The organism is Pseudomonas sp. ICMP22404 (assembly GCF_006227205.1).
Taxonomy (GTDB): domain Bacteria; phylum Pseudomonadota; class Gammaproteobacteria; order Pseudomonadales; family Pseudomonadaceae; genus Aquipseudomonas.
The window spans coordinates 80,478-105,819 of sequence record NZ_VCNG01000017.1; the positions used below are offsets into that span (position 1 = coordinate 80,478).

Sequence of the window (25,342 nt, forward strand, 5' to 3'; positions counted from 1 at the left end):
TTTCGCCGATGGTGTTCCCCTAATCGAGGGTGACCAAGCATGCAAGAAAGCGTGATGCAGCGCATGTGGAACAGTGCCCACCTCTCCGGTGGTAACGCTGCCTATGTGGAAGAGCTCTACGAGCTCTACCTGCACGACCCTAACGCTGTGCCAGAAGAATGGCGCACCTATTTTCAGAAGTTGCCAGCTGACGGTAACTCTGCCACCGATGTTTCGCACTCGACGATTCGCGATCATTTCGTGCTGCTGGCAAAGAACCAGCGCCGCGCTCAACCGGTCTCCGCCGGCAGCGTGAGCAGCGAACACGAGAAGAAGCAAGTTGAAGTACTGCGACTGATCCAGGCCTACAGGATGCGAGGCCACCAGGCAGCCCAGCTGGACCCGCTGGGGCTGTGGCAGCGTCCTGCACCTGCAGACCTGTCGATCACTCACTACGGCTTGACCAATGCCGATCTTGATACGACCTTCCGTGCCGGCGACCTGTTCATCGGCAAAGAGGAAGCGAGCCTACGTGAAATTCACGAAGCGTTGCAGCAGACATATTGCCGCACCATTGGCGCTGAGTTCACGCACATCACCGATTCCGAGCAACGCCAGTGGTTCCAGCAGCGTCTGGAAAGCGTTCGTGGCCGTCCGACGTACTCCGCCGACATCAAGAGCCACCTGCTCGAGCGCGTCACTGCCGGTGAAGGCCTGGAAAAGTACCTGGGAACCAAATACCCGGGCACCAAGCGTTTCGGCCTGGAAGGCGGCGAGAGCCTGATTCCGATGCTGGACGAGCTGATCCAGCGTTCCGGTTCGTACGGCACCAAGGAAGTGGTCATCGGCATGGCCCACCGTGGCCGTCTCAACGTGCTGGTCAACACCTTCGGCAAGAACCCGCGCGAGCTGTTCGACGAATTCGAAGGCAAGAAGAAGGTCGAGCTGGGTTCCGGTGACGTTAAATACCACCAGGGCTTCTCGTCCAACGTGATGACCACCGGTGGCGAAGTCCACCTGGCCATGGCGTTCAACCCGTCCCACCTGGAAATCGTTTCCCCGGTGGTCGAAGGTTCGGTTCGCGCCCGTCAGGATCGTCGCAACGACCCGACCGGCGAGAAGGTACTGCCGATCTCCATCCACGGTGACGCGGCATTCGCCGGTCAGGGCGTGGTCATGGAAACCTTCCAGATGTCCCAGACCCGCGGTTTCAAGACCGGCGGTACGGTGCACATCGTCATCAACAACCAGGTTGGTTTCACCATCAGCAACCCGTTGGACTCGCGCTCCACCGAGTACGCGACCGACGTGGCGAAGATGATCCAGGCGCCGATCCTCCATGTGAATGGCGATGATCCGGAAGCCGTGCTGTTCGTGACCCAGCTGGCCATCGACTACCGCATGCAGTACAAGCGTGACGTGGTGATCGACCTGGTCTGCTACCGTCGTCGCGGCCACAACGAAGCCGACGAGCCAAGCGGCACCCAGCCTCTGATGTACCAGCAGATCGCCAAGCAGCGCACTACCCGTGAGCTGTATGCCGAGCGTCTGACCCAGAGCGGCGTGCTGAATGCCGAGCGCGTCCAGGAAAAAGTCGATGAATATCGCAACGCCCTGGACAATGGCCTGCACGTTGTAAAAAGCCTGGTCAAAGAGCCGAACAAAGAGCTGTTCGTGGACTGGCGTCCATACCTGGGCCACGCCTGGACCGCTCGTCACGACACGCGTTTCGACCTCAAGACCCTTCAGGAACTGTCCGCCAAGCTGCTGGAAATTCCGGAAGGTTTCGTGGTCCAGCGCCAGGTCGCGAAGATCTACGAAGACCGTCAGAAGATGCAAGCCGGCGGCCTGCCGATCAACTGGGGTTACGCCGAAACCATGGCGTACGCGACCCTGGCGTTCGAAGGTCACCCGATCCGCATCACCGGCCAGGACGTAGGTCGCGGCACTTTCTCGCACCGCCACGCGGCGCTGCACAACCAGAAAGACGCCAGCACCTACATCCCGCTGCAACACCTGTACAAAGGCCAGCCACGTTTCGACCTGTACGATTCGCTGCTGTCCGAGGAAGCCGTCCTGGCGTTCGAATATGGCTACTCCACCACCGAGCCGAATGCGCTGGTGATCTGGGAAGCCCAGTTCGGCGACTTCGCCAACGGTGCCCAGGTGGTGGTCGACCAGTTCATCACCAGCGGCGAGCACAAGTGGGGTCGTCTGTGCGGCCTGACCATGCTGCTGCCACACGGTTATGAAGGGCAGGGGCCGGAGCACTCCTCGGCACGTCTGGAGCGTTACCTGCAACTGTGCGCCGAGCACAACGTCCAGGTCTGCGTACCGACGACCCCGGCTCAGATCTACCACCTGCTGCGTCGTCAGGTCATCCGTCCGCTGCGCAAGCCGCTGATCGTGCTGACGCCGAAGTCGTTGCTGCGCCACAAGCTGGCGATCTCCACGCTCGAGGATCTGGCCGAAGGCTCGTTCCAGACCGTTATTTCCGAGATCGATACACTGGACGCGGCCAAGGTGACTCGCCTGATCCTGTGCAGCGGCAAGGTCTACTACGACCTGCTGGAAAAACGTCGTGCCGAAGGCCGCGAAGACATCGCCATCGTGCGTATCGAGCAGCTTTACCCGTTCCCGGAAGAAGACCTGATGGAGGCCATCGCGCCTTACACCAATCTCACCGACGTGGTGTGGTGTCAGGAAGAACCGATGAACCAGGGCGCGTGGTACAGCAGCCAGCATCACCTGCGTCGCAGCATCGGCAACCATAACAAGGCCCTGGGCCTGGAATACGCCGGTCGTGACGCTTCTGCTGCACCTGCTTGTGGTTACGCATCGATGCACGCCGAGCAGCAGGAACAACTGCTGCAAGATGCCTTCACCGTTTAATGCCTTCGCGCACCTGAAACCGAATTTAAGGAACCACAGATAATGGCTATCGAGATCAAAGCCCCCACTTTCCCGGAATCGGTTGCCGATGGCACCGTTGCCACCTGGCACAAAAAACCGGGCGAGGCCGTCAAGCGTGACGAGCTGATCGTCGACATCGAGACCGACAAGGTCGTGCTGGAAGTCCTGGCGACCGCCGACGGCGTGCTGGGCGCGATCGTCAAGAACGAAGGCGACACTGTTCTGTCCGACGAAGTGCTGGGCTCGATCGTTGAAGGTGGTGCTGCCGCCGCTGCTCCGGCCGCTGCTGCTGCACCTGCCGCTGCCCAGGCCGCCGCTCCGGCTGCCGATGGCGAAGACGATCCAGTCGCTGCGCCGGCTGCCCGCAAGATCGCCGAAGAAAACGGCATCAACATCGCTTCCGTTGCCGGCACCGGCAAGGGTGGTCGTGTGACCAAGGAAGACGTCGTTGCCGCCGTGGCCGCCAAGAAAGCCGCTCCAGCCGCCGCACCTGCCAAGCCAGCCGCACCGGCCGCTTCGGCACCGGTGTTCGCTGCCGGTGATCGCGTTGAAAAACGCGTACCGATGACTCGCCTGCGTGCCAAGGTTGCCGAGCGTCTGGTCGAAGCCCAGTCGAACATGGCGATGCTGACCACCTTCAACGAAGTCGACATGACCGAAGTCATGGCCCTGCGTTCGAAGTACAAGGACCTGTTCGAGAAGTCCCACAATGGCGTACGCCTGGGCTTCATGTCGTTCTTCGTCAAGGCTGCCACCGAAGCGCTGAAACGCTTCCCGGCCGTCAACGCGTCGATCGACGGTTCCGACATCGTCTACCACGGCTATGCCGACATCGGTGTTGCGGTTTCCAGCGACCGTGGCCTGGTGGTTCCGGTCCTGCGTAACGCCGAACTGATGAGCCTGGCCGAAATCGAAGGCGGCATCGCCACCTTCGGCAAGAAGGCCCGTGACGGCAAGCTGTCCATCGAAGAGATGACCGGCGGTACGTTCACCATCACCAACGGTGGTACATTCGGTTCGATGATGTCGACGCCGATCGTCAACCCGCCACAAGCGGCGATCCTGGGCATGCACAACATTCTGCAGCGTCCGATGGCGATCAACGGTCAGGTTGTGATTCGCCCGATGATGTACCTGGCCCTGTCCTACGATCACCGCCTGATCGATGGTAAAGAAGCCGTGACGTTCCTGGTGACCATCAAGAACCTGCTGGAAGATCCGGCTCGTCTGCTGCTGGATATCTGATATCGCCGCGAGGGCCGGTCTGTCGATCGGCCCTTTGCTGAAACAACCGGTTTCGTCCCACGGCGGTCTCCACAAGTGACCGTCCGGTTTGATTCGAGAAGGAATGACTCATGACTCAGAAATTCGACGTGGTAGTGATTGGTGCGGGCCCTGGTGGCTACGTAGCGGCCATCAAGGCTGCGCAACTGGGCCTCACTACTGCCTGCATCGAGAAGTACACCGACAAAGAGGGCAAACTGGCCCTGGGCGGTACCTGCCTGAACGTCGGTTGCATTCCATCCAAGGCGCTGCTGGACAGCTCCTGGAAGTTCCACGAAGCGCAAGACGGCTTCAAGATCCACGGTATCAGCCACTCCGGCGTGAGCATGGATGTACCGGCGATGGTCGGTCGCAAGGCCAACATCGTGAAGAACCTGACCAGCGGTGTTGCCACCCTGTTCAAGGCCAACGGCGTGACCTCGATCCAGGGCCACGGCAAGTTGCTGCTGGGCAAGAAAGTCGAAGTGACCAAGCCGGACGGCTCGGTTGAAGTGATCGAAGCCGAAAACGTCATCCTGGCTCCTGGCTCGCGTCCGATCGACATTCCACCGGCTCCGGTCGACCAGAACGTGATCGTCGACTCCACCGGCGCCCTGGAATTCCAGTCCGTGCCTAAGCGCCTGGGCGTCATCGGTGCCGGCGTGATCGGTCTCGAGCTGGGTTCGGTATGGTCGCGCCTGGGTGCGCAAGTGACCGTACTGGAAGCCCTCGACACCTTCCTGATGGCGGCTGACACTGCAGTTTCCAAGGAAGCGCTGAAAACCCTGACCAAACAGGGCCTGGACATCAAGCTGGGCGCTCGCGTGACCGGTTCGAAGGTCAACGGCGAAGAAGTCGTGGTGACCTACACCGACGCCAACGGCGAACAGACCATCACCTTCGACAAACTGATCGTTGCGGTCGGCCGTCGTCCGGTGACCACCGACCTGCTGGCTGCCGACAGCGGTGTTGAAATCGACGAGCGCGGTTTCATCCAGGTTGATGATTTCTGCGCCACCACCGTACCGGGCGTCTACGCCATCGGTGACGTGGTCCGCGGCATGATGCTGGCGCACAAGGCGTCCGAAGAAGGCATCGTGGTGGTCGAGCGCATCAAGGGTCACAAGGCCCAGATGAACTACGACCTGATCCCTTCGGTTATCTACACCCACCCGGAAATCGCATGGGTCGGTAAAACCGAGCAAGCCTTGAAAGCCGAAGGCGTTGAAGTTAACGTCGGCACCTTCCCGTTCGCCGCCAGTGGCCGTGCCATGGCAGCCAACGATACCGGCGGTTTCGTGAAAGTCATCGCCGATGCCAAGACGGATCGCGTATTGGGCGTTCACGTCATCGGCCCAAGCGCTGCCGAGCTGGTACAGCAAGGCGCGATCGGCATGGAATTCGGCACCAGCGCTGAAGATCTGGGCATGATGGTCTTCTCCCATCCGACCCTGTCCGAAGCCTTGCACGAAGCGGCCCTGGCCGTAAATGGCGGCGCCATCCACGTGGCCAACCGCAAGAAGCGTTAATAAATAATAAGAAACCACGGCGGTTCGGCCCGTCGTGAGCCTTGCGAGCAAGACTCACCGCGGAATGTCCGCTGGACGCAGTCTTGCGTAGCTCGACCGGTTGCCCGGAAGGCTACGCAAGCAGCAGTCACAGGTGGTGCGGCACTGAAACGGTGCAGCACCGAATGCGCAGTACCTAACGAAGACGGTAATAAGCATGAATCTTCACGAGTATCAGGGTAAGCAGCTGTTCGCTGAGTACGGCCTGCCAGTATCCACAGGCTACGCGGTAGACACCCCGGAAGCAGCAGCAGAAGCTTGCGACAAAATCGGCGGCAGCGAGTGGGTTGTCAAAGCCCAGGTTCACGCCGGTGGTCGCGGTAAAGCGGGCGGCGTCAAGCTGGTTCGCAGCAAAGAAGACGCCAAGGCCTTCGCACAGCAGTGGCTGGGCAAGCGTCTGGTAACTTACCAGACTGATGCCAATGGTCAGCCAGTCACCAAGATCCTGGTTGAATCGTGCACTGATATCGCTAAAGAGCTGTACCTGGGCGCTGTCGTTGACCGTTCGAGCCGTCGCATCGTGTTCATGGCTTCCACCGAAGGTGGCGTGGACATCGAGAAAATCGCTCACGATACCCCTGAGAAAATCCTCAAGGCCACCATCGATCCACTGGTTGGCGCTCAGCCATTCCAGGGTCGCGAACTGGCATTCCAGCTGGGTCTGGAAGGCAAGCAGGTCACTCAATTCGCCAAGATCTTCGTAGGTCTGGCCAAGCTGTTCCAGGACCACGACCTGGCACTGCTGGAAGTGAACCCGCTGGTGATCAAGGCCGACGGCGACCTGCACTGCCTCGATGCCAAGATCAACATCGACGCCAACGCCATGTACCGTCAGCCTAAGCTGAAGACTTTCCACGATCCGTCGCAAGACGATCCGCGCGAAGCGCACGCTGCCAAGTTCGAACTGAACTACGTAGCCCTGGAAGGTAACATCGGCTGCATGGTCAACGGTGCCGGCCTGGCCATGGGTACCATGGACATCGTCAACCTGCATGGCGGCAAGCCAGCCAACTTCCTCGACGTGGGCGGTGGTGCTACCAAGGAGCGCGTAACCGAAGCGTTCAAGATCATCCTGTCCGACACCAACGTCGCTGCAGTGCTGGTCAACATCTTCGGCGGCATCGTTCGTTGCGACATGATTGCCGAAGGCATCATCGGCGCCGTGAAAGAAGTTGGCGTGAAAATCCCGGTTGTTGTTCGCCTCGAAGGCAACAACGCTGAGCTGGGCGCTAAAGTACTGGCAGAAAGCGGTTTGAACATCATCGCTGCTACCAGCCTGACCGACGCTGCTCAACAAGTCGTTAAAGCTGCGGAGGGCAAATAATGAGCGTCCTGATCAATAAAGACACCAAGGTTATCTGCCAGGGTATTACCGGTTCGCAAGGTAGTTTCCACACCCAGCAAGCCATCGAATACGGCACCAAGATGGTTGGCGGCGTAACGCCTGGCAAGGGCGGCACCGAGCACCTGGGCCTGCCTGTCTTCAACACCGTCAAGGACGCTGTTGCAGCCACTGGCGCCACCGCCAGCGTGATCTACGTTCCGGCTCCTTTCTGCAAGGATTCCATCCTTGAAGCGGCGTTCGGCGGCATCAAGCTGATCGTGTGCATCACCGAAGGCATCCCGACCATCGACATGCTGGAAGCCAAGGTCAAGTGCGACGAGCTGGGTATCACCCTGATCGGCCCTAACTGCCCAGGCGTGATCACTCCAGGCGAATGCAAGATCGGCATCATGCCAGGTCACATTCACTTGCCAGGCAAGGTCGGTATCGTTTCCCGTTCCGGCACCCTGACCTACGAAGCTGTGAAGCAGACCACTGACGCCGGTTTCGGTCAGTCGACTTGCGTCGGCATCGGCGGTGACCCGATCCCAGGCTCGAACTTCATCGACATCCTGAAGCTGTTCCAGGAAGACCCGAAGACCGAAGCGATCGTCATGATCGGTGAGATCGGCGGTTCGGCTGAAGAAGAAGCGGCTGCCTACATCAAGGCAAACGTGACCAAGCCGGTTGTTTCCTACATCGCAGGTGTGACTGCTCCTCCGGGCAAGCGCATGGGCCATGCTGGCGCAATCATCTCTGGCGGCAAAGGCACTGCAGACGAGAAGTTCGCTGCACTGCAAGACGCAGGCGTGAAAACCGTGCGTTCGCTGGCAGACATCGGCAAGGCCCTGGCCGAGCTGACTGGCTGGGAAATGAAGAAGTAAGCTTCGGCTGATCTTTTCGTTCCAGCAACAAAGGCCACCTTCGGGTGGCCTTTGTCGTTTCTGGTACTTGTGTGGAAGCAGCGTGGAAGCAAGTGTGGGAGCAAGGCTTGCCCGCGATGCAGGCGCCTCGTTTTCGCAGGCACCGAGCCGTCTTCGTCGCGGGCAAGCCTTGCTCCCACAGATAAATCTCCTCGCCACAGGTCATCCGCTGTCCACCAGGGAGGTTATGGGGGAAAAATAGATATGTAAACGCGACACAGAAACGTCGTGTATCGGATAGTTTGCCCTGTAACAGTGCGTTTGTGCTCCAGATTGGTTAGGCTAGCAGCCATTTTGCGACCGCTGCCCACAAGGAAGCGCCGCGCTAAACGGGTCGGTCCCATACGGATCGGCAGCATTTCCCTCTACCCTCGGGGAAATCCCTCTCTAAATTCCGATTCAGTAGTGTGGTTTCCTTAATGAAAGTGTTGAAAGGCCAGGACATCCTGGCGCTTGGTTTCATGACATTTGCCCTGTTCGTCGGGGCCGGCAACATCATCTTCCCGCCTATCGTCGGTTTGCAGTCCGGGCCTCATGTCTGGATGGCGGCGCTGGGCTTTCTGATCACGGCGGTCGGGCTGCCGGTGGTCACCGTGGTCGCCCTGGCGAAGGTCGGCGGGGCGATGGATGCCTTGAGCAGCCCCATCGGCAAGATCGCCGGCGGTCTGCTGGCCGCGGTCTGCTACCTGGCTGTCGGCCCGCTGTTCGCCACGCCGCGTACCGCCACCGTCTCGTTCGAAGTCGGCCTGGCGCCGCTGACCGGCGAAAGCCCGCTGGCGCTGTTCCTCTACAGCGCGGTGTATTTCCTGGTGGTGTTCTTCATCTCGCTCTACCCGGGTCGGCTGCTGGATACCGTTGGACGGTTCCTCGCGCCGCTGAAGATCATTGCCCTGGCCGTGTTGGGGATCGCAGCGTTTGCCTTGCCCGCCGGTGGTATCGGCGTGGCCACGCCGGAGTATGTCGCGGCACCGTTCTCCCAGGGTTTCATCAACGGCTACCTGACCATGGATACCCTCGGTGCCCTGGTGTTCGGCATCGTCATCGTCAACGCGATCCGCTCCCGAGGCGTCGAATCGCCGGCCTTGATCACCCGTTACGCAATCATTGCCGGGTTGATCGCCGGGCTCGGCCTGGCGCTGGTCTATATCAGCCTGTTCCGCCTGGGTTCGGGCAGCCACGAAGTGGCGCTGGGTGCCACCAACGGCGCTGCCGTGCTGCATGCCTACGTGCAACACACCTTCGGCAGCCTGGGCAGCGGTTTCCTCGCCGTACTGATCTCCCTGGCCTGCCTGGTGACCGCGGTGGGCCTGACCTGTGCCTGTGCCGAATACTTCAGTCGCGTCCTGCCGCTGTCCTACAAGACGCTGGTGGTGATCCTGGCGGCGTTTTCGTTGCTGGTGTCCAACCTCGGCCTGACCAAGCTGATCGCCTTCTCGATTCCGGTGCTGACCGCCATCTATCCACCGTGCATCGCCCTGGTGGCCCTGAGCTTCTGCAAGGACTTCTGGCACGAACAGGGGCGCATCGTCGGCCCGGTGATGCTGGTGTCGTTCCTGTTTGGCCTGGTCGACGCGCTCAAGGGAGCAGGGCTGGCAGACTGGATGCCGGCGCAACTGGCTCATCTGCCGCTGAGCGAGCAGGGGCTGGCCTGGCTGGTGCCGTCGGTCATGACCCTGGTCGTGGCCGTGGTGTGTGATCGCCTGCTGGGCAAGCGCAGCGAAGCACTGGCTTAAGCATCTACAGCCGTTCTCGCTAACCGAAATGCCCCGTATCAATCGATACGGGGCATTTTTTTATGCAGCGGTGTCTTTTTCCTTGGGCTAACGTCGAAGCAGTGTCCTGCACAAATGAAGTTTTCCTGTGGGAGCGAGCCTGCTTGCGATAGCGGTAAGTCAGCCAATGAATGGATAGCTGATCAATCGCAATCGCGAGCAGGCTCGCTCCCACAGGAGGCGCAGCAACTGCACCATGTTCTTTTTATACAAGGAATTGCATGTCATTCATCCAAGTCAACCTGATCCATCTCCTGGCCGCTGTCTGGTTCATCGTCTGCTGGGGCGGCTATACCCGTTATGCCACGTGGAAGGCCCGTGATACGGCCTGTCTGGCCAGCGTGATGCACCTGTATCGTGAAGACTGGATGCGTCGCATGCTGCTGCGCGAGAACCGTATCGCCGACGCCAGCGTGATCGGTAACCTGGAGCGTAACGCATCATTCTTTGCCTCCAGCACGTTGATCATCCTGGCCGGCATCCTGACGGTACTCGGCGCATCCGACCGGGCGGTGTCCTTGCTGGCGGACCTGCCGCTGGTGCAGCAGGCTTCCCAGGGCATGGCCGAAGTCAAGCTGCTGTGCCTGGCGTTGGTGTTCGTGTACGCGTTCTTCACGTTCAGCTGGTGCATGCGTCAATACAACTTCGCGGCGGTCCTGGTGGGCTCGGCACCGATGATCGGCGAACGCCATGTCTCGGAGCAGGAACGCAAGGCCTTTGCACTGCGGGCCGCGCGAGTTATCTCGATGGCCGCCAACCAGTTCAACTTCGGCCTGCGTTCTTATTACTTCGGCATGACCATGTTGGCGTGGTTCGTCAGCCCCTGGTTATTCATGTTGATGAGTGCCGGCGTGGTGTTCGTGCTTTATCAGCGCGAGTTTCATTCCGATGTGCTGGACGTCATGGTCTATACGCCGACGGAAGTACCGGCACCGGAAGTCGTCAAGGACGCGGCATGACAACGGCCGGATAAATCGCAGGCAAAAGAAAACCCGCACTTGGCGGGTTTTCTTTTGCCGCTAAAACCGATCAGTTGGTTTTAGGCGCTGTGGCAGGCGCTTGTTCCTGAGCAGCGGCTTTGTTTGCTTCAGCCTGATCTTTGGCGGCTTCGGCGTTTTCTTTCGCCGCGTCGTTCACTTTATCCTGTGCTTTGTTCATGTCCTGCTGAGCTTGCTCAGCATGTTGGTTGGCATCTTGAGCTTTGTCCTCGGATTTCTTATCGCAGGCAGCGAGACCGAGGGAGGCGGCCAACATCAAGGCAATAGCTAAAGTCTTACGCATGGGGTGTTTCTCCTTATGGATATAACTACTGGCCGTTTGAGCAATCCCCCTCGGGTTAAGTTCCTCTTTTGCGACAGATATATAACTTTGCTATGCAATGGAACTTTATGAGTCGCGCCTGTTATCACGCCTCGTTACTGACAAGAGCATTGAACCCATGGCCGAAGACCCCGTTTTTGAGCGCGCCACGCGTTTCCTGTCCGCGCTGAGACATTGCCAGGTGCTGGGCCTGAAGTTGCACAGCGCCAGCCACGAAGGCTTGACCCTGGTGCTGCCTTTCAGCCCCCGGATCGTGGGCAACCCGCTTACCGGTGTCCTTCATGGCGGGGCGTTGACCTCATTGATGGACACCGCCTGCGGCATGTCGACCCTCTGCGTGCTGCCTGAGTTCGAGGTCTGTCCGACCCTGGACCTGCGCATCGACTACATGCACGCCGCCGAGCCGAACAAGGATGTCTATGGTTTCGCGCAATGCTATCGGGTGACGCCAGACGTGATTTTCACCCGTGGTTTCGCCTACCAGGACGACCCCGATCACCCCATTGCCCACGTGGTGGGTACATTCATGCGCCTGGGCCAGCACGCCAGGGGATTCACGAAGGGTGGCCCGATGGCTGCCAGGAACACGCCATGACCGACATCACCCGAGAGGAACTGCGCCAGGCCTGCGAGCAGGGCGATCATGGGCGGCTGCTCGCCGCGATCCCCTATGCACAGCTCATCGGCGTCGAATGCGTGCGCCAGGGCGATGACCTGCTCTTTCGCCTGCCGGCCAACAAGGACAACATTGGTAACCCTTTACTGCCGGCGATCCATGGCGGCGTCATTGCCGGCTTCATGGAGCTGGCGGCAGCCGTTCATCTGTTGATCGTCACTCGCGCGCCGGGTGTGCCGAAGATCATCGATTTCTCCCTGGATTACCTGCGCGCCGGGAAATTTCGCGACACCTATGCCAGGTGCCAGGTCTGGCGCCAGGGCCGACGGGTGGCCAACGTTGCCATCACTGCCTGGCAAGACGTGGAAGCCGAGCCGATCGCAACCGCGCGGGCGCATTTCAAGATCCAGGAGCCTGCAAAGTCGGACCACCCTTGAAATCCCCATCGTTGCCCCCACCTTGAGGACATCCCGCCGCCATCTCAGCGAGGCGGACACCACCATCCACTTGGAGTTTGATGACCATGAGCGTGGAAACTCAAAAGGAAACCCTGGGCTTCCAGACCGAGGTAAAGCAACTGCTGCACCTGATGATTCACTCGCTGTATTCGAATAAGGAAATTTTCCTTCGCGAGCTGATTTCAAACGCCTCCGACGCTGTCGACAAATTGCGTTTCGAAGCCCTGTCCAAGCCAGAATTGCTGGAAGGCGGCGCTGAACTGAAAATCCGTGTGAGCTTCGACAAGGACGCCAAGACCGTCACCCTCGAAGACAACGGTATCGGCATGAGCCGCGAAGAGGTGATCACGCACCTGGGCACCATCGCCAAGTCCGGCACTGCCGATTTCATGAAAAACCTGTCGGGCGACCAGAAGAAAGATTCCCACTTGATCGGTCAGTTCGGCGTCGGCTTCTATTCCGCGTTCATCGTCGCCGAGCAGGTCGAAGTATTCAGCCGCCGTGCCGGCCTCGCTGCGAGCGAAGGCGTGCATTGGTCGTCCAAGGGCGAGGGCGAGTTCGAAGTCGCCACCGTCGACAAGGCTGATCGCGGCACCCGCATCGTGCTGCACCTCAAGTCCGGTGAGGACGAATTCGCCGATGGCTGGCGCCTGCGCAACATCATCAAGAAGTACTCCGACCATATCGCGTTGCCGATCGAGCTGCCGAAGGAAGTCACCGCCGCTGAAGGCGAAGAAAAGCCAGAAGTGGAATGGGAAACCGTCAACCGCGCCAGCGCCCTGTGGACTCGCCCACGCACCGAGGTGAAGGACGAGGAATACCAGGAGTTCTACAAGCACATCGCCCACGATTACGAGAACCCGCTGAGCTGGAGCCATAACAAGGTCGAAGGCAAGCTGGAATACAACTCGCTGTTGTACGTGCCGGCCCGTGCTCCTTTCGACCTGTACCAGCGTGAAGCGCCACGTGGCTTGAAGCTGTACGTGCAGCGCGTGTTCGTGATGGACCAGGCCGAATCGTTCCTGCCGCTGTACCTGCGTTTCATCAAGGGTGTGGTGGATTCCAACGATCTGTCCCTGAACGTTTCGCGGGAAATCCTGCAGAAAGATCCGATCATCGATTCCATGAAGTCGGCGCTGACCAAGCGTGTCCTGGACATGCTGGAAAAACTGGCGAAGAACGAGCCCGAGCAATACAAGAGCTTCTGGAAGAACTTCGGCCAGGTGATGAAAGAAGGTCCGGCCGAGGACTTCGCCAACAAAGAGAAGATCGCCGGCCTGCTGCGCTTTGCGTCGACCCAGGGTGAAGATGGCGAGCAGATCGTCGGTCTGGCCGATTACCTGGCCCGCGCCAAGGAAGGTCAGGACAAGATCTACTACCTGACCGGTGAAACTTATGCACAGGTCAAGAACAGTCCGCACCTGGAAGTCTTCCGCAAGAAAGGCATCGAAGTGCTGCTGCTGACCGACCGTATCGATGAGTGGCTGATGAGCTACCTCAACGAGTTCGACGGCAAGAGCTTCGTCGACGTGGCCCGTGGCGACCTGGACCTCGGCAACCTGGATTCGGAAGAAGACAAGAAAGCCGCCGAAGAAGTCGCCAAGAGCAAGGAAGGCCTGGTGGAGCGGATCAAGACAGCCCTGGGCGATGCCGTCAGCGAAGTGCGTGTCTCGCACCGCCTGACCGATTCCCCGGCGATCCTGGCCATCGGTGAACAGGACCTCGGCCTGCAAATGCGCCAGATCCTGGAAGCCAGCGGCCAGAAAGTCCCGGACTCCAAGCCGATTTTCGAGTTCAACCCGGCTCATCCGCTGGTGGAAAAACTCGACAACGAGCAGAGCGAAGAGCGCTTCGGCGACCTGTCGCACATCCTGTTCGACCAGGCGGCCCTGGCGGCGGGCGACAGCCTGAAGGACCCGGCGGCCTATGTGCGTCGCCTGAACAAGCTGCTGGTTGAACTGTCAGCTTGATGAGGTAAGGAAAACCCCGCTTCGGCGGGGTTTTCGTTTCTGGTATCCATTAAAAAGGAGACAGTCATGAGTCAGATTACGGTTCGTTCAGTGGTCTATCAGATCGACGGCCAGACCTACGAAAGTCGCCTGGCCTTCGATGCCGCCCAGCAGGGCCCGCGTCCGGGCTTGCTGATGGCGCCGAACTGGATGGGGGTTGGGGCGGGGGCCGAGGACATCGCCAAGTCGGTGGCGGCCAAGGGGTATGTGGTGTTGATCGCCGACCTGTACGGCCAGACCGTGCGCCCTACCAATGCCGATGAGGCGGGGGCGGCGATGATGCCGCTCAAGAATGACCGGGCTCTGTTGCGCAAGCGCATGCAGGCGGCATTCGAACAACTGCAAGGGCAGGGTGAGACGCCGGTCGACGTTGCGAGACTCGCCACGTTCGGCTTCTGCTTCGGCGGTTGCTGTGCCTTGGAACTGGCCCGCGCGGGTGCGCCGCTGAAGGCCGCCATCTCGTTCCATGGCACCCTGGATACGCCGAACCCGGCGGATGCGAAGAACATCAAGGGCTCGGTGCTGGTGATGCACGGCGCGTCAGACCCGCTGGTGCCGAAAGAACAACTGCCGGCCTTCGAAGACGAAATGAACGCCGCTGGGGTCGATTGGCAGCTGCTCAGCTACGGTGGCGCGGTGCATTCGTTCACCGACCCCCACGCCAATGTACCGGGCAAGATGATGTACAACCCCAAGGTGGCCACGCGGGCGTTCCGGTCGATGCATAATTTACTGGATGAAGTGTTTGCGGGCTGAGTTGGGCTTGATCTGATTTTGTTGTTGTCTGGCCTGCCGTCATCGCGAGCAGGCTCGCTCCCACATTGGATGGGTGAACGACGCCCTCCTGTGGGAGCGAGCCTGCTCGCGATGGCGATCTATCAGGCGATACTGAACTCAGGGCAACTCGATCCGCTCACTTTCCCCCGGCACGGTCGGCCAGTCTCCGGCCGCCCAGCGGCGGCGGGCTTCGTCGATCCGGGCCGGATCGCTGGAGACGAAATTCCAGTTCATCCGCCGCGGTCCGTCCAGCGGTGCGCCGCCGAACAGCACGGCATGGCAGTCGCTGCTGGCAAACAGCGTCATCTCTTCACCGACCGGCAGTATTACCAGCGAGTGCGGCTCCAGCGGCTCGCCTTCTAACAGCGCTTCACCGCTCAATACGTACAGTGCCCTTTCTGCATGCTCGGTGGGAATCAGCAGCGTCGTCGCGGTTTGCAGGTTGAGTTCGGCATAGAGCGTAGGAGACAGCACCGGTACTGGCGATTCCAGGCAAAAGCCTGACCCGGCGATCATGCGGATAACGACGCCCAGGTTGTCGCTGACCGGCAGGGTGCGTGCCGGGTGATGGCTGTAATGCCCCGGCCCTTGTTCGTGGGATTGGGGCGAGGCCAGCCAGACTTGCAAGCCGTGCATGACGAAATCGCTGCCCAGTTGCGCGGCCGGCGTGCGCTCGACATGGGCGATGGCGCTGCCAGCGGTCATCCAACTGACATCCCCGGCCTCGACCACCTGGTCCGAGCCCAGGCTGTCCTTGTGTTGGATTTTTCCTTCGAACAGGTAGGTGAGGGTGGAGAGCCCGATGTGGGGATGCTGGCGGATATTCATCCCTTTGCCGGCCGGGTAGGTGGTCTGCAGCATATGGTCGAAAAACACGAAAGGTCCGACGCTGCGGCACTTGGCGGACGGCAGCGGGCGAAGAATCGGCTGGCCTTCGACATCTTCTGCGCGGGGGCGAACGGTCAGGGGCAGGGTCATGGTGTCTCCCGGATTGAACAACGGATGCGGCGAGCATAACCCGCCGTCGCGGTTGGCGGCACGGGCGACTTGAACCCGGGTGGGAAGGGTGGGGTCTATGCTGCTCATGGCCCTTGGAGATGACCCATTGACCCGTCTGATCTTCGCCTGGTTGCTGATCGCTTCGAGCAGTGCCGCCATGGCCCGCGAATATGCCTACAGCGATGCGCACCTGCATTACGTCGATTTCTTTCAGGAAACCGCCGGCATGCCCAAGCTGCTCCAGGCGATGGCTGACAATCGCATCGAGCATGTGATGATTTCAGGTATCCCGGTCGCCAAGAAATGGCACGAGGACGAGCCCAAGCGTCCACGTTATTACGCCGGTGACGATGCGGATGCCTATTGGTACAGCGCCACCGATGGGATTGTCGCGGCGGCGGTGAGCAAGTTGACCACCGAGCAACGCCGGCACTTTCATCCGTTCCTGTCGGGTTTCAACCCCAATGACAAGAACTCCGCCGCCCATGTCCAGCGCATGCTTGATCTGTACCCGGGGTTGTGGCAAGGCATCGGTGAAGTCTTCACCCGTCACGATGACCTCACGGCGCTGACCTCGGGCGACACCCCGCGCGCCAACAACGAAGCCATGACGATGATCTATCACTTGGCGGCCGAGCACGACCTGCCGGTAATGCTGCATTCCAACATCACCTCCAAGCGTGAGAAGAATCCGCTTTACCTGCCAGAAATCGAAGAATCGTTGCGCAGGCACCCGCACACCCGCTTCATCTGGGCCCACGCCGGCACCAGCATGGAGATTCATCGGCATCAGACCCGATTGGATTTCCTGCTGCCAACCCTGACCCGGCTGCTCGAGGCCTACCCCAATCTGTACATAGATCTGTCCTGGAGCCTGCTCACGCCCTATTTGCTCGACGAAGCGGGCACGCCTCGGCCGGAGTGGGTAAGGCTGGTGGAGCGCTTTCCGGAGCGCTTCATGGTGGGGTCGGATGTGGTCGGACGTTTCGGCAAACTGGGGAAGGAGCTGCGCGGCTTCGATCCGTTTCTCGATGCCTTGCCCGAAGAGGTAGCGAGGAAGGTGGCGCGGGATAATTTCCTGGCGGTGTTGTGTGGGAGCAAGGCCTGCCCGCGATGAGGTCAACGCGGTCTTGAGCGCTGAGGTGTCTGGATCGCGAGCAAGCTATGCTCCCACAGGGTAGAAGCAGGCAAAAAAAACGCCCCGAACCGGTCGGGGCGTTTTCGTGTGCGGCGTAGCAGCGGGGCTTACTTGCCCTGCCAGCGCTTCAGTACCAGGGTGGCGTTGGTGCCGCCGAAGCCGAAGCTGTTGCTCATCACGGTGTTGATGGTGGCGTTTTCGCGGGTCTTGGTCAGGATCGGCAGGTCGGCCACTTCCGGGTCCAGCTCGTCGATGTTGGCCGAGCCGGCGATGAAGTTGCCTTCCATCATCAGCATGCAGTAGATCGCTTCGTGAACGCCGGCGGCGCCCAGGGAGTGACCCGACAGGCTCTTGGTAGAGCTGATGGCCGGCGCCTTGTCGCCGAACACTTCACGCACACCTTTCATTTCCGCGACGTCGCCGACCGGAGTCGAAGTGCCGTGGGTGTTCAGGTAGTCGATCGGGGTGTCGACGGTGGACATCGCCATCTGCATGCAGCGGATAGCACCTTCGCCGCTTGGGGCAACCATGTCGTAGCCGTCGGACGTAGCGCCGTAGCCGACGATTTCCGCGTAGATTTTTGCACCGCGGGCCAGGGCATGTTCCAGCTCCTCGACCACCACCATGCCACCGCCACCGGCAATGACGAAACCGTCACGGTCGGCATCGTAGGCGCGGGAGGCTTTTTCTGGCGTGTCGTTGCGCTTGCTGGACAGGGCGCCCATGGCGTCGAACAGGAACGACTGGCTCCAGTGTTCTTCTTCACCGCCGCCGGCGAACACGACGTCCTGCTTGCCCATCTGGATCTGTTCCATGGCGGTACCGATGCAGTGGGCACTGGTGGCGCAGGCAGAAGCGATGGAGTAGTTCAGGCCCTTGATCTTGAAAGGCGTGGCCAGGCAGGCGGAAACGGTGCTGCTCATGGTCCGGGTGACGCGATACGGACCGACGCGCTTGACGCCTTTCTCGCGCAGGATGTCCAGCGCTTCCATCTGGTTCAAGGTCGAGGCACCGCCGGAGCCGGCGATCAGGCCGGTGCGCGGGTTGGACACCTGCTCTTCGGTCAGGCCGGAGTCGGCGATGGCGTCTTTCATGGCCAGGTAGGCGTAAGCCGCTGCATGGCCGACAAAACGGTAGATCTTGCGATCGATCAGTTCTTCGAGGTTGAGGTCAATGGAGCCGGAAACCTGGCTACGCAGACCCATTTCGGCGTATTCCGGGTTGAACCGGATGCCAGGGCGACTTGCACGCAGGTTAGCGGAGACGGTCTCTTTGTCATTGCCCAGGCAAGAAACGATGCCAAGACCAGTGATAACGACGCGGCGCATGCGGATAACCCTTAGAAGTTGTCAGTGGAGGTGAAAACGCCGACCCGAAGGCCCTCGGCGGTATAGATCTCGCGACCGTCGACAGCCACCGAACCATCGGCAATGGCCATGTTCAGCTTGCCCTTGAGGACGCGTTTGATATGAATGTTATAGGTGATTTTCTTCGCGGTCGGCAGGACCTGACCGAAGAACTTCACTTCGCCCGAACCGAGGGCGCGACCGCGGCCCGGCAGACCCTGCCAGCCGAGGAAAAAACCGACCAGTTGCCACATGGCATCCAGGCCCAGGCAGCCCGGCATGACCGGATCGCCTTCGAAATGGCAGGCGAAGAACCACAGGTCCGGATTGATATCCAGCTCGGCGACCAATTCACCTTTGCCGTACTTGCCACCCTCTTCGCTGATATGGGTGATGCGATCCACCATCAGCATGTTCGGGGCGGGCAGTTGCGCGTTACCTGGGCCGAACAGCTCACCGCGACTGCAGCGCAGCAGATCTTCCCGGGTAAAGGCGTTTTGTTTGGTCATGCGAGCTCCTCAATAGTCCCATGCGGCAGGGTTGGGCGAATCTTCCCGACCGATCGAAGCGGTCATGCCTCGAATCGACAGCCTACTCATAGACTATTGCGTTGTAGTGAAAGTCACAGCACACGGAAAATGAATGTACACCTGTGCACTGAAATTTTTTATCCGAGCTTCAATCGAGGCTCGTTCGGGTGCCTAAGACTGCCGCACTTTCGTCTTTCACGCCAGCTACACAGGCTACTAATGCACCCAACGCTGCAGAATATGCTGCAGATCAACCCTTTTGAACGGCTTTGCCAGGTAATCGTTCATGCCTGCCGCGAGGCAGGCTTCGCGATCGCCCTGCAAGGCATTGGCCGTCAGGGCGACGATCGGTACCTCGCCGCAACCTGGTAACTGGCGGATCCGTCGCGTGGCCTCGTAACCGTCGACCACCGGCAAGCGGCAATCCATGAGGATCAATTCAAACATCAGGCTTTCAGCGCTGCGGATGGCCTGGGCGCCGTCGGCGGCGATGCTGACGGTAAAGCCCAGGCTGCGCAACATGGCTTCGATCACGGTCTGGTTCACCGGGTTGTCCTCCACCAGCAGCACGTTGCGACCGGCGCCACCCTCGCCGCCGTGGGACAGTCGCGGTGGGATCTCCACCGGGCCCTGTGTGGACCGGGCCAGCGGAATTTCCAGGGTAAACACCGAGCCCTGGCCTTCCTCGCTCTGGGCCCGCAGCGTGCCGCCCATGCGTTCGGCCAGGGTGCGCGCGATCGGCAGGCCCAGGCCGGTGCCACCGTAGCGGCGGGAAATCGAACTGTCGGCCTGCTGGAACGCGTCGAACATGCGCTCCAGGCTTTCGGGTGAAATACCGATGCCACTGTCGCGCACCGTGCAGGTGAACCACAGCAATTCGTGGTCCAGGGCCTGCCACTGGCACTGCACGGTGACACGTCCCTGCTCGGTGAACTTCAGTGCGTTGCCGATCAGGTTCACCAGGATCTGTCGGATCCGCGTCGGATCGCCTTGCACCTGCAAGGCCTTCATGTCGTCCGGAATCAGCAGGTCCAGGCCCAATTTGCGTTGGGCGGCGCTGTGCTGGAACGACTGGGCGCAACTGCCCACCAGCTCGGTCAGGTTGAACGGGATATGTTCCAGCTCCAGGGCCGAACGTTCGATGCGCGAGAAGTCGAGGATGTCGTTGATCACCTTCAACAGGTGCTCGGTGGATTCCGAAGCCAGTGCCGTGTACTCGTGCTGCTCGTCGGTCATCCGGGTGGTTTCCAGCAGTTGCAGCATGCCCAGCACACCGTTCATGGGCGTGCGCAACTCGTGGCTCATCATGGCCAGGAATTCCGACTTGGCGCTGTTGGCTTTTTCGGCTTCTTCCCGGGTCTTGATCAACTGCGCCATGGCCTGGTGCTGTTCCCGGCTGGCTTGTTCCAGGCCGTCGGCCAGGTTGTTGATATGCCGCGACAAGGCCCCCAGCTCGGCGTCGTCAACGATAGGCAACGGTTTGCTGTAGTCGCCTTGCTGGATGGCCTTGACGGCGTTGCCGATGTCGCGGATCGGCCGGGACAGGTCAGAGGCCAGGCGACGCGCCACCAGGAAGGTGAACAGCAGGGCGAACAACGCCAGGATCGCGGCCTTGAACAGGATTTCCTGCTGCCGCTGGCTGAAGGCATCGCTGGACATGCCGACGATCACCCGGCCCAGGTAATCTTCGCCAGGAGTCTCGATGGGGGGGCTGCTGCCTTGCAGGAAATCGTTGTTCAGGGCGATGCGCTGCAGGCGAACCGGCGCCTGGAACATTTCGATCTGCTGGGAGTGAACACGATTCTGCTCGGGCTGCTCGACGTGCACCAACACCCGGTGTGTGCTGTCCTGTACTTCCAGAAAGCGCACGTGGGGCGTGGCCAGGGTGGCGGTGAGCAGGCTTTCCAGCACATCGTTGTTGCCGGAAATCACGCCGTATTCGGTGGCGGGAGCCAGTTGGTTGGCGATCAGTTGCCCGGTGTGATTGAGTTCCTGGCGCAGGTCCTGGATTCGCACGAAGGTGAAGAAACTGATCAACAGCACGGTCAGCAGCAACGCCGGGCCAAGGGCGATGAGCTGGGTGCGTGTACTGATATCCCAACGGCGACGCAAGGTCATGGGCGGTGTTCTCCTTCGGCCAACTGCGTAGCGACGGAAGCGGCGTCAATCGGTTCGAGCCCCAGGGAGCGGGCGACTTGCCGGTTGTCCAGGACTTTGAAGCGAGCCGGATACAGCGCGCGTGGCCAGGTGGCGACGGGACGGTCGAGCAGATCGTCGAGAATCGCCAGCCAGTCTTCCTGGTCGCTGTAGGTGCTGGCCAGACTGCCGGCCCTGACGAACGCCGCGCTCGGGCCGATCAGCGCGCGTTGTCGGGCATAGCTGCTGAGCAACAGGTTCTTCACGGTCTTGGGGTTGTACAGGTCGGGGTCGTCGAGGCCCAGCAAGACATCGCTCTGGCCCAGCAGGTTTTGCAGGGGGCGGCTGTCGCTGGTGTCTTCCCAGCGCTCGGTGACGATCTCCAGGTCCAGCGGTACGGCGGCCTGGCGGATCTCCTTGAGCAGGAACTCGCTGTGCCCGTCGAACAGCACGCCGACCCTGCGCGCTTGCGGGAAGATCGTGCGAATCAGGCGCAATTGTCGCGCTACCGGCGGATCGCTCCACAACAGGCTCAAGTGCGCGGGGATTGCCTCGCCCAGGCGGTCCCGGGCTTGTAGCCGGCTGATCCGCAGCACCAGCGTGGCCGGTCCCTGAGCCGCTTGCAGACGCCAGTCGAGGCTGGGCAGGTCCAGCAGCACCAGGCGGATATTGGCCGGCAACTTGTCCGGTGCCGGCAGACTCGCCAACGGGGTGAAGCGCACATCGTCTTCGGGGCGCAGGGCCTTCAGGGCCTGGGTAAAGGACTGCACGCCGGGGCTGTCCTGGGTTCCGGTCAACAGGATTTCGGCGGCGCGGGCCTGTAGCGTTGCCAGCAGGCCCGCCAGCACCAGGCACAGTGCCAGCGGCAGGCGGCCGGGAAATGGCCTCTTGCCCGGTTGGCTCCGGGCCATCTAGAAGGACAACTCCGCGCTGAAGTACATGACATGTCGGGAGTCGTAGCGGTTGTCGACGAAGGTGGTGGGTTGATTGTCGAGGCGTTGTTGCAGGACACCCGCCAGCTCCAGGCTGGCTTTGCCCAGCGGGATGCGCCGGGCGAGGCGGGTATCGACCCGTTCGAAGCGGTAGCCGTTGAGGGCATCGGCGGCGTAATAGAACACCGAGCTGTTCCAACCCTGGCCCCAGTCCCGCAGCCAGCCGGCCGAACCACTGTTGCGGGCGGTCAGTTGTTCATCGAGGGGCGCGCTGGCCAGGGCGTCGACGTAGGCATACGTCACGCGCAGGCGGTCGGCGTTGGTCATGCGCCAGTCGAGTTGGGTTTCGGCGCCGGAAAACTGCGACTCATTGGCGTTGCTGGCGATGTACTGGTTGTTGCGCAGCGGTTCGCTGATCATGCCGGTGATTTCGTCGTGGAACAGCCTGACGTCAACCGTCAGGCCCAGGTCCATGAAATAGCCGTTGTAGCCCAGTTCCCGGGAGCGCATGTGTTCCTGCTCGAGGTTTCCCGGACCGCGGGTCTGGACAAAGTAACGCGCGCTGCTTCGGCCAAAGGCGGTGGGTTGCAGGTTCGTGACCTGATAGCTCCAGTTGACGTTGTTCTCGAACATGTCCGGTGAGCGTACCGCTTCGGAGTACACCGCCCGCAAGCCATGCCGTGGCGTGATCAGGTAGTTGACCGCCACCCGCGGTGTCAGCGAACTGCCGGTCAGGCGGGTGTCTTCGAACATCGCGCCGCCCTGCAACAGCCAGTGCTCGGTGGCCCGCCATTCGAACTGGCCAAACAGCCGCCAGGTGGTGTCATCCAGTGTGCCGTCGAAGTACGTCTCGGAATCGGCCCGGTCATAGCGATAGTTCGCCCCGGTCACCAGTCGCAGGCTGTCGGACAGGCTCAGGGTGTCCTGGATCTCCAGGTCGTAGCGTGATTCCCGGGCACTCTGGTCGATATCGCCGCACACGGTTCGCGAGGCGCCGTTGCGCCATTGGTCGAGCACCTGGTTGGCCAACGCCTGTTCCTGCGCCGTACCGGGTGGCGCGCCGGTGCTGGTGAAGCCGGGCATGTTGCGCGCCAGCTTCTCTGCGTAGTTGGGATTGAGCAGCCACAGGTCGGTCAGTTGCGGGCTGAAGGACACCTCGGCATCGCAGGCGCGCCAGGTCTGCTGGCGATCCCAGTGCTGGATCGAGCTCTGCACATACAGGCTGTGGTTGGGGTTGAGGTCCAGATTCCAGCGCAGCGAGCCGGCATAGTCCTTGGCGATGACGTCGGAGTTATCCCCAGCGGCGGTAATACCGGCAAAGACCGGGTGGTAGGTATAAGGCCGCTGGTTGGTCCCGTCCTTGGCATTCAACTGCCAATCGATGCTCTGTTGTTCATTCAGTGTCTGGCTGACCGACAGGTTGATACGGTTCAAGCGGCGGCTATCGCGGTAGTCGGCGCCGTTGCGGTCGCTGTCGAAGCCGTCGTCTTCCTGACCGGACAAGGAAAGTCGCAGATCGCCCCCCTCCCAGCCGGTGCCCTGGCTGGCGTACCAGTCGCTGATGCCGCGCTGGCCCTGGGTGATCTTCACCCGCGTGCCGTGGCTGTTGGCCGGCGCCCGGGTGATGATGTTGACCACCGCCATCAGCGCGTTGGCGCCATAGCTGACCGTGTTCGGGCCGCGGAAGACTTCGATTCGCTCGATGTCCTCCATGGCCACCGGAATGTCGCTCCAGTCAACGGTGGCGAGACCGGCGCGGTACACCGAGCGGCCATCGATCAGCACCTGCATGCGGCGTGCTTCGCTGGCGTTGGTGCCGTGGTAGTTCACGGTGGGCTGATTACCGCTGAGGTTGCCGACCATCATGCCGGGTACCAGGCGCAGCAGTTCGCTGATGTCCCGGGCGCCACTGGCCTTGATCAGCTCGCTGTCCAGCACGGTCATGCTGCCCGGCACCGCCGCTGGCGATTGTTTCAAGCGAGTGGCGGTCAGGACCTGGGGCAGGGGTTGGCTGTCGACAAACAAGTCGTCGGCCCACACTGGCGGGCTGACGAGCAGCGCCAAGAGCAGGGACGAGCCTGAGCGGGAGGGGCCAACGGTCACGGCAGAGCCTTTGATAACAGAATGATGGCGGGCATGTTAACTGAGCTGAGAGACTTTTCCAGTTGCGTTGATAGCATTTTCCGAGCAATTGATGGTCAGCTTCCTACAGTTGTGGGTAATTAATAGCGGGGCTAGTCGCGATCTGGGCGCTCCGTATAATGCCCGGCATCGCCACTTGGTATGGATGAACGGATTGCATATGACTGAACAGCGCCCGATTGCGGTCCTGGGAGGCGGGAGTTTCGGTACCGCCGTGGCCAACCTGCTGGCCGAGAATGGTCACCCGGTACGCCAATGGATGCGTGACCCGGAGCAGGCCGAGGCCATCCGGGTCAACCGCGAGAACCCGCGTTACCTCAAGGGCATCAAGATCCGTCCGGAAGTGGAGCCGGTGACCGACCTGCAGGCCACGCTCCAGGGCAGTGACCTGTTTTTTGTCGCCTTGCCCTCCAGCGCCTTGCGCTCGGTGCTGGCGCCCCATGCCGACTGCCTGAGCGGCAAGTTCCTGGTCAGCCTGACCAAGGGCATCGAAGCCCAGACCTTCAAGCTGATGAGCGAGATTCTTGAAGAGATCGCGCCAAAAGCGCGGATCGGGGTGATTTCCGGGCCGAACCTGGCGCGGGAAATCGCCGAGCACGCCTTGACCGCCACCGTGGTGGCCAGTGAAGACGAAGAACTGTGCAAGCGGGTCCAGGCCGCGCTTCATGGCCGCACTTTCCGGGTCTATGCCAGTGCCGACCGTTTCGGCGTGGAGCTGGGCGGAGCGCTGAAGAACGTCTATGCGATCATCTCCGGCATGGCGGTGGCGCTGGGCATGGGAGAGAACACCAAGAGCATGCTGATCACCCGGGCTCTGGCGGAAATGACGCGCTTTGCCGTCAGCCAGGGCGCCAATCCAATGACCTTCCTCGGGTTGGCGGGGGTGGGCGACCTCATCGTCACTTGCTCCTCGCCCAAGAGTCGCAACTACCAGGTCGGCTTCGCTCTCGGCGAGGGCCTGAGCCTGGACGAGGCCGTGTCGCGCCTGGGCGAAGTGGCCGAAGGCGTGAACACCCTCAAGGTACTCAAGGCCAAGTCCCAGGAGGCCGGGGTCTATATGCCGCTGGTCGCGGGGTTGCACGCGATTCTGTTCGAAGGGCGCACGCTGGAACAGGTGATCGAACTGTTGATGCGTGGCGAGCCGAAGACCGATGTCGATTTCATTTCCACCAGTGGCTTCAATTGAGCCGCTGTCGA

The 25,342-nt window shown here is 61.0% G+C and carries 19 protein-coding genes and 1 pseudogene; 13 read left to right on the forward strand and 7 right to left on the reverse strand.

All coding sequences use genetic code 11. The features are described 5' to 3' along the window. The first annotated feature begins 39 nt into the window (after nucleotides 1–39). The 7 genes and pseudogenes from FGE05_RS24560 (at nucleotide 40) to FGE05_RS24590 (ending at nucleotide 10,715) form a co-directional block, all read left to right on the forward strand. Nucleotides 40–2,871 (forward strand): 2-oxoglutarate dehydrogenase E1 component, encoded by a 2,832-nt coding sequence (locus FGE05_RS24560; protein WP_041024949.1) that lies wholly within the window; start codon nucleotides 40–42, stop codon nucleotides 2,869–2,871. 42 nt (nucleotides 2,872–2,913) lie between these two features. Further along, complete coding sequence (gene odhB, locus FGE05_RS24565) at nucleotides 2,914–4,137, forward strand: 2-oxoglutarate dehydrogenase complex dihydrolipoyllysine-residue succinyltransferase (protein WP_139649035.1); 1,224 nt, start codon at nucleotides 2,914–2,916, stop codon at nucleotides 4,135–4,137. 110 nt (nucleotides 4,138–4,247) lie between these two features. Further along, nucleotides 4,248–5,684: a dihydrolipoyl dehydrogenase gene (lpdA, locus tag FGE05_RS24570; RefSeq protein ID WP_139649037.1), complete on the forward strand. Its 1,437-nt coding sequence runs from the start codon at nucleotides 4,248–4,250 to the stop codon at nucleotides 5,682–5,684. Between the two features lie 196 nt (nucleotides 5,685–5,880). Beyond that, nucleotides 5,881–7,047 (forward strand): ADP-forming succinate--CoA ligase subunit beta, encoded by a 1,167-nt coding sequence (gene sucC, locus FGE05_RS24575; RefSeq protein ID WP_003179235.1) that lies wholly within the window; start codon nucleotides 5,881–5,883, stop codon nucleotides 7,045–7,047. Beyond that, nucleotides 7,047–7,931 carry a succinate--CoA ligase subunit alpha gene (sucD, locus tag FGE05_RS24580; RefSeq protein WP_003179236.1) on the forward strand — a complete coding sequence of 295 codons (885 nt, stop codon included), beginning with the start codon at nucleotides 7,047–7,049 and terminating at the stop codon, nucleotides 7,929–7,931. The genes sucC and sucD overlap by 1 nt, the downstream gene beginning before the upstream one ends. A gap of 458 nt (nucleotides 7,932–8,389) precedes the next feature. Next, nucleotides 8,390–9,703, forward strand: a complete 1,314-nt coding sequence (brnQ, locus tag FGE05_RS24585; protein WP_139649039.1) for a branched-chain amino acid transport system II carrier protein — start codon at nucleotides 8,390–8,392, stop codon at nucleotides 9,701–9,703. A 260-nt stretch (nucleotides 9,704–9,963) separates the two neighbouring features. Next, nucleotides 9,964–10,715, forward strand: a pseudogene (locus FGE05_RS24590) (DUF599 domain-containing protein). 56 nt (nucleotides 10,716–10,771) lie between these two features. On the opposite strand, the gene FGE05_RS24595 reads toward FGE05_RS24590, so the two are convergent. Further along, entirely contained in the window at nucleotides 10,772–11,023 is a 252-nt protein-coding gene (locus tag FGE05_RS24595; protein ID WP_041024944.1) for a hypothetical protein, read from the reverse strand. 157 nt (nucleotides 11,024–11,180) lie between these two features. On the opposite strand from FGE05_RS24595, the gene FGE05_RS24600 reads away from it, so the two are divergent. The 4 genes from FGE05_RS24600 to FGE05_RS24615 all read left to right on the forward strand — a co-directional run bounded on the left by FGE05_RS24600 (nucleotide 11,181) and on the right by FGE05_RS24615 (nucleotide 14,901). Beyond that, the gene (locus tag FGE05_RS24600) at nucleotides 11,181–11,657 is read left to right on the forward strand and encodes a PaaI family thioesterase (RefSeq protein ID WP_139649042.1); all 477 of its coding nucleotides are present in this window, start codon (nucleotides 11,181–11,183) and stop codon (nucleotides 11,655–11,657) included. Next, nucleotides 11,654–12,115 (forward strand): PaaI family thioesterase, encoded by a 462-nt coding sequence (locus FGE05_RS24605; RefSeq protein WP_139649044.1) that lies wholly within the window; start codon nucleotides 11,654–11,656, stop codon nucleotides 12,113–12,115. Before FGE05_RS24600 ends, FGE05_RS24605 begins: the two co-directional genes overlap by 4 nt. A gap of 86 nt (nucleotides 12,116–12,201) precedes the next feature. Next, entirely contained in the window at nucleotides 12,202–14,106 is a 1,905-nt protein-coding gene (htpG, locus tag FGE05_RS24610) for a molecular chaperone HtpG (protein ID WP_139649046.1), read from the forward strand. 66 nt (nucleotides 14,107–14,172) lie between these two features. After that, entirely contained in the window at nucleotides 14,173–14,901 is a 729-nt protein-coding gene (locus FGE05_RS24615) for a dienelactone hydrolase family protein (protein ID WP_139649048.1), read from the forward strand. Nucleotides 14,902–15,039: 138 nt separating this feature from the next. Here FGE05_RS24615 and FGE05_RS24620 read toward each other — a convergent pair whose 3' ends face one another. After that, on the reverse strand, nucleotides 15,040–15,900 hold the full coding sequence (locus tag FGE05_RS24620; RefSeq protein WP_139649124.1) for a pirin family protein: 861 nt from the start codon (nucleotides 15,898–15,900) through the stop codon (nucleotides 15,040–15,042). A 106-nt stretch (nucleotides 15,901–16,006) separates the two neighbouring features. On the opposite strand from FGE05_RS24620, the gene FGE05_RS24625 reads away from it, so the two are divergent. Then, the gene (locus FGE05_RS24625) at nucleotides 16,007–17,038 is read left to right on the forward strand and encodes an amidohydrolase family protein (RefSeq protein ID WP_139649126.1); all 1,032 of its coding nucleotides are present in this window, start codon (nucleotides 16,007–16,009) and stop codon (nucleotides 17,036–17,038) included. Between the two features lie 128 nt (nucleotides 17,039–17,166). Here the strand turns inward: FGE05_RS24625 and fabB are convergent, their stop codons facing one another. The 5 genes from fabB to FGE05_RS24650 all read right to left on the reverse strand — a co-directional run bounded on the left by fabB (nucleotide 17,167) and on the right by FGE05_RS24650 (nucleotide 24,106). Beyond that, nucleotides 17,167–18,387 (reverse strand): beta-ketoacyl-ACP synthase I, encoded by a 1,221-nt coding sequence (gene fabB / locus FGE05_RS24630; protein ID WP_139649050.1) that lies wholly within the window; start codon nucleotides 18,385–18,387, stop codon nucleotides 17,167–17,169. Nucleotides 18,388–18,398: 11 nt separating this feature from the next. Beyond that, a complete protein-coding gene (fabA, locus tag FGE05_RS24635; RefSeq protein WP_123346011.1) occupies nucleotides 18,399–18,914 on the reverse strand; it encodes a 3-hydroxyacyl-[acyl-carrier-protein] dehydratase FabA in 516 nt (171 codons plus the stop codon). A gap of 237 nt (nucleotides 18,915–19,151) precedes the next feature. After that, nucleotides 19,152–21,053, reverse strand: a complete 1,902-nt coding sequence (locus FGE05_RS24640; RefSeq protein ID WP_139649051.1) for an ATP-binding protein — start codon at nucleotides 21,051–21,053, stop codon at nucleotides 19,152–19,154. Then, nucleotides 21,050–21,982: an ABC transporter substrate-binding protein gene (locus FGE05_RS24645; protein WP_139649053.1), complete on the reverse strand. Its 933-nt coding sequence runs from the start codon at nucleotides 21,980–21,982 to the stop codon at nucleotides 21,050–21,052. Before FGE05_RS24645 ends, FGE05_RS24640 begins: the two co-directional genes overlap by 4 nt. Then, entirely contained in the window at nucleotides 21,983–24,106 is a 2,124-nt protein-coding gene (locus FGE05_RS24650; protein ID WP_139649056.1) for a TonB-dependent siderophore receptor, read from the reverse strand. A 199-nt stretch (nucleotides 24,107–24,305) separates the two neighbouring features. On the opposite strand from FGE05_RS24650, the gene FGE05_RS24655 reads away from it, so the two are divergent. Then, nucleotides 24,306–25,331 carry an NAD(P)H-dependent glycerol-3-phosphate dehydrogenase gene (locus FGE05_RS24655; RefSeq protein ID WP_139649058.1) on the forward strand — a complete coding sequence of 342 codons (1,026 nt, stop codon included), beginning with the start codon at nucleotides 24,306–24,308 and terminating at the stop codon, nucleotides 25,329–25,331. Nucleotides 25,332–25,342 lie beyond the last annotated feature (11 nt).

Excerpts from the sequence above, each read along its gene's own strand:
- FGE05_RS24560 (WP_041024949.1), top strand. The coding sequence starts at position 40 with ATGCAAGAAAGCGTGATGCAGCGCATGTGGAACAGTGCCCACCTCTCC.
- odhB (WP_139649035.1), top strand. The coding sequence starts at position 2,914 with ATGGCTATCGAGATCAAAGCCCCCACTTTCCCGGAATCGGTTGCCGAT.
- lpdA (WP_139649037.1), top strand. The coding sequence starts at position 4,248 with ATGACTCAGAAATTCGACGTGGTAGTGATTGGTGCGGGCCCTGGTGGC.
- sucC (WP_003179235.1), top strand. The coding sequence starts at position 5,881 with ATGAATCTTCACGAGTATCAGGGTAAGCAGCTGTTCGCTGAGTACGGC.
- sucD (WP_003179236.1), top strand. The coding sequence starts at position 7,047 with ATGAGCGTCCTGATCAATAAAGACACCAAGGTTATCTGCCAGGGTATT.
- brnQ (WP_139649039.1), top strand. The coding sequence starts at position 8,390 with ATGAAAGTGTTGAAAGGCCAGGACATCCTGGCGCTTGGTTTCATGACA.
- FGE05_RS24595 (WP_041024944.1), bottom strand. The coding sequence starts at position 11,023 with ATGCGTAAGACTTTAGCTATTGCCTTGATGTTGGCCGCCTCCCTCGGT.
- FGE05_RS24600 (WP_139649042.1), top strand. The coding sequence starts at position 11,181 with ATGGCCGAAGACCCCGTTTTTGAGCGCGCCACGCGTTTCCTGTCCGCG.
- FGE05_RS24605 (WP_139649044.1), top strand. The coding sequence starts at position 11,654 with ATGACCGACATCACCCGAGAGGAACTGCGCCAGGCCTGCGAGCAGGGC.
- htpG (WP_139649046.1), top strand. The coding sequence starts at position 12,202 with ATGAGCGTGGAAACTCAAAAGGAAACCCTGGGCTTCCAGACCGAGGTA.
- FGE05_RS24615 (WP_139649048.1), top strand. The coding sequence starts at position 14,173 with ATGAGTCAGATTACGGTTCGTTCAGTGGTCTATCAGATCGACGGCCAG.
- FGE05_RS24620 (WP_139649124.1), bottom strand. The coding sequence starts at position 15,900 with ATGACCCTGCCCCTGACCGTTCGCCCCCGCGCAGAAGATGTCGAAGGC.
- FGE05_RS24625 (WP_139649126.1), top strand. The coding sequence starts at position 16,007 with ATGGCCCTTGGAGATGACCCATTGACCCGTCTGATCTTCGCCTGGTTG.
- fabB (WP_139649050.1), bottom strand. The coding sequence starts at position 18,387 with ATGCGCCGCGTCGTTATCACTGGTCTTGGCATCGTTTCTTGCCTGGGC.
- fabA (WP_123346011.1), bottom strand. The coding sequence starts at position 18,914 with ATGACCAAACAAAACGCCTTTACCCGGGAAGATCTGCTGCGCTGCAGT.
- FGE05_RS24640 (WP_139649051.1), bottom strand. The coding sequence starts at position 21,053 with ATGACCTTGCGTCGCCGTTGGGATATCAGTACACGCACCCAGCTCATC.
- FGE05_RS24645 (WP_139649053.1), bottom strand. The coding sequence starts at position 21,982 with ATGGCCCGGAGCCAACCGGGCAAGAGGCCATTTCCCGGCCGCCTGCCG.
- FGE05_RS24655 (WP_139649058.1), top strand. The coding sequence starts at position 24,306 with ATGACTGAACAGCGCCCGATTGCGGTCCTGGGAGGCGGGAGTTTCGGT.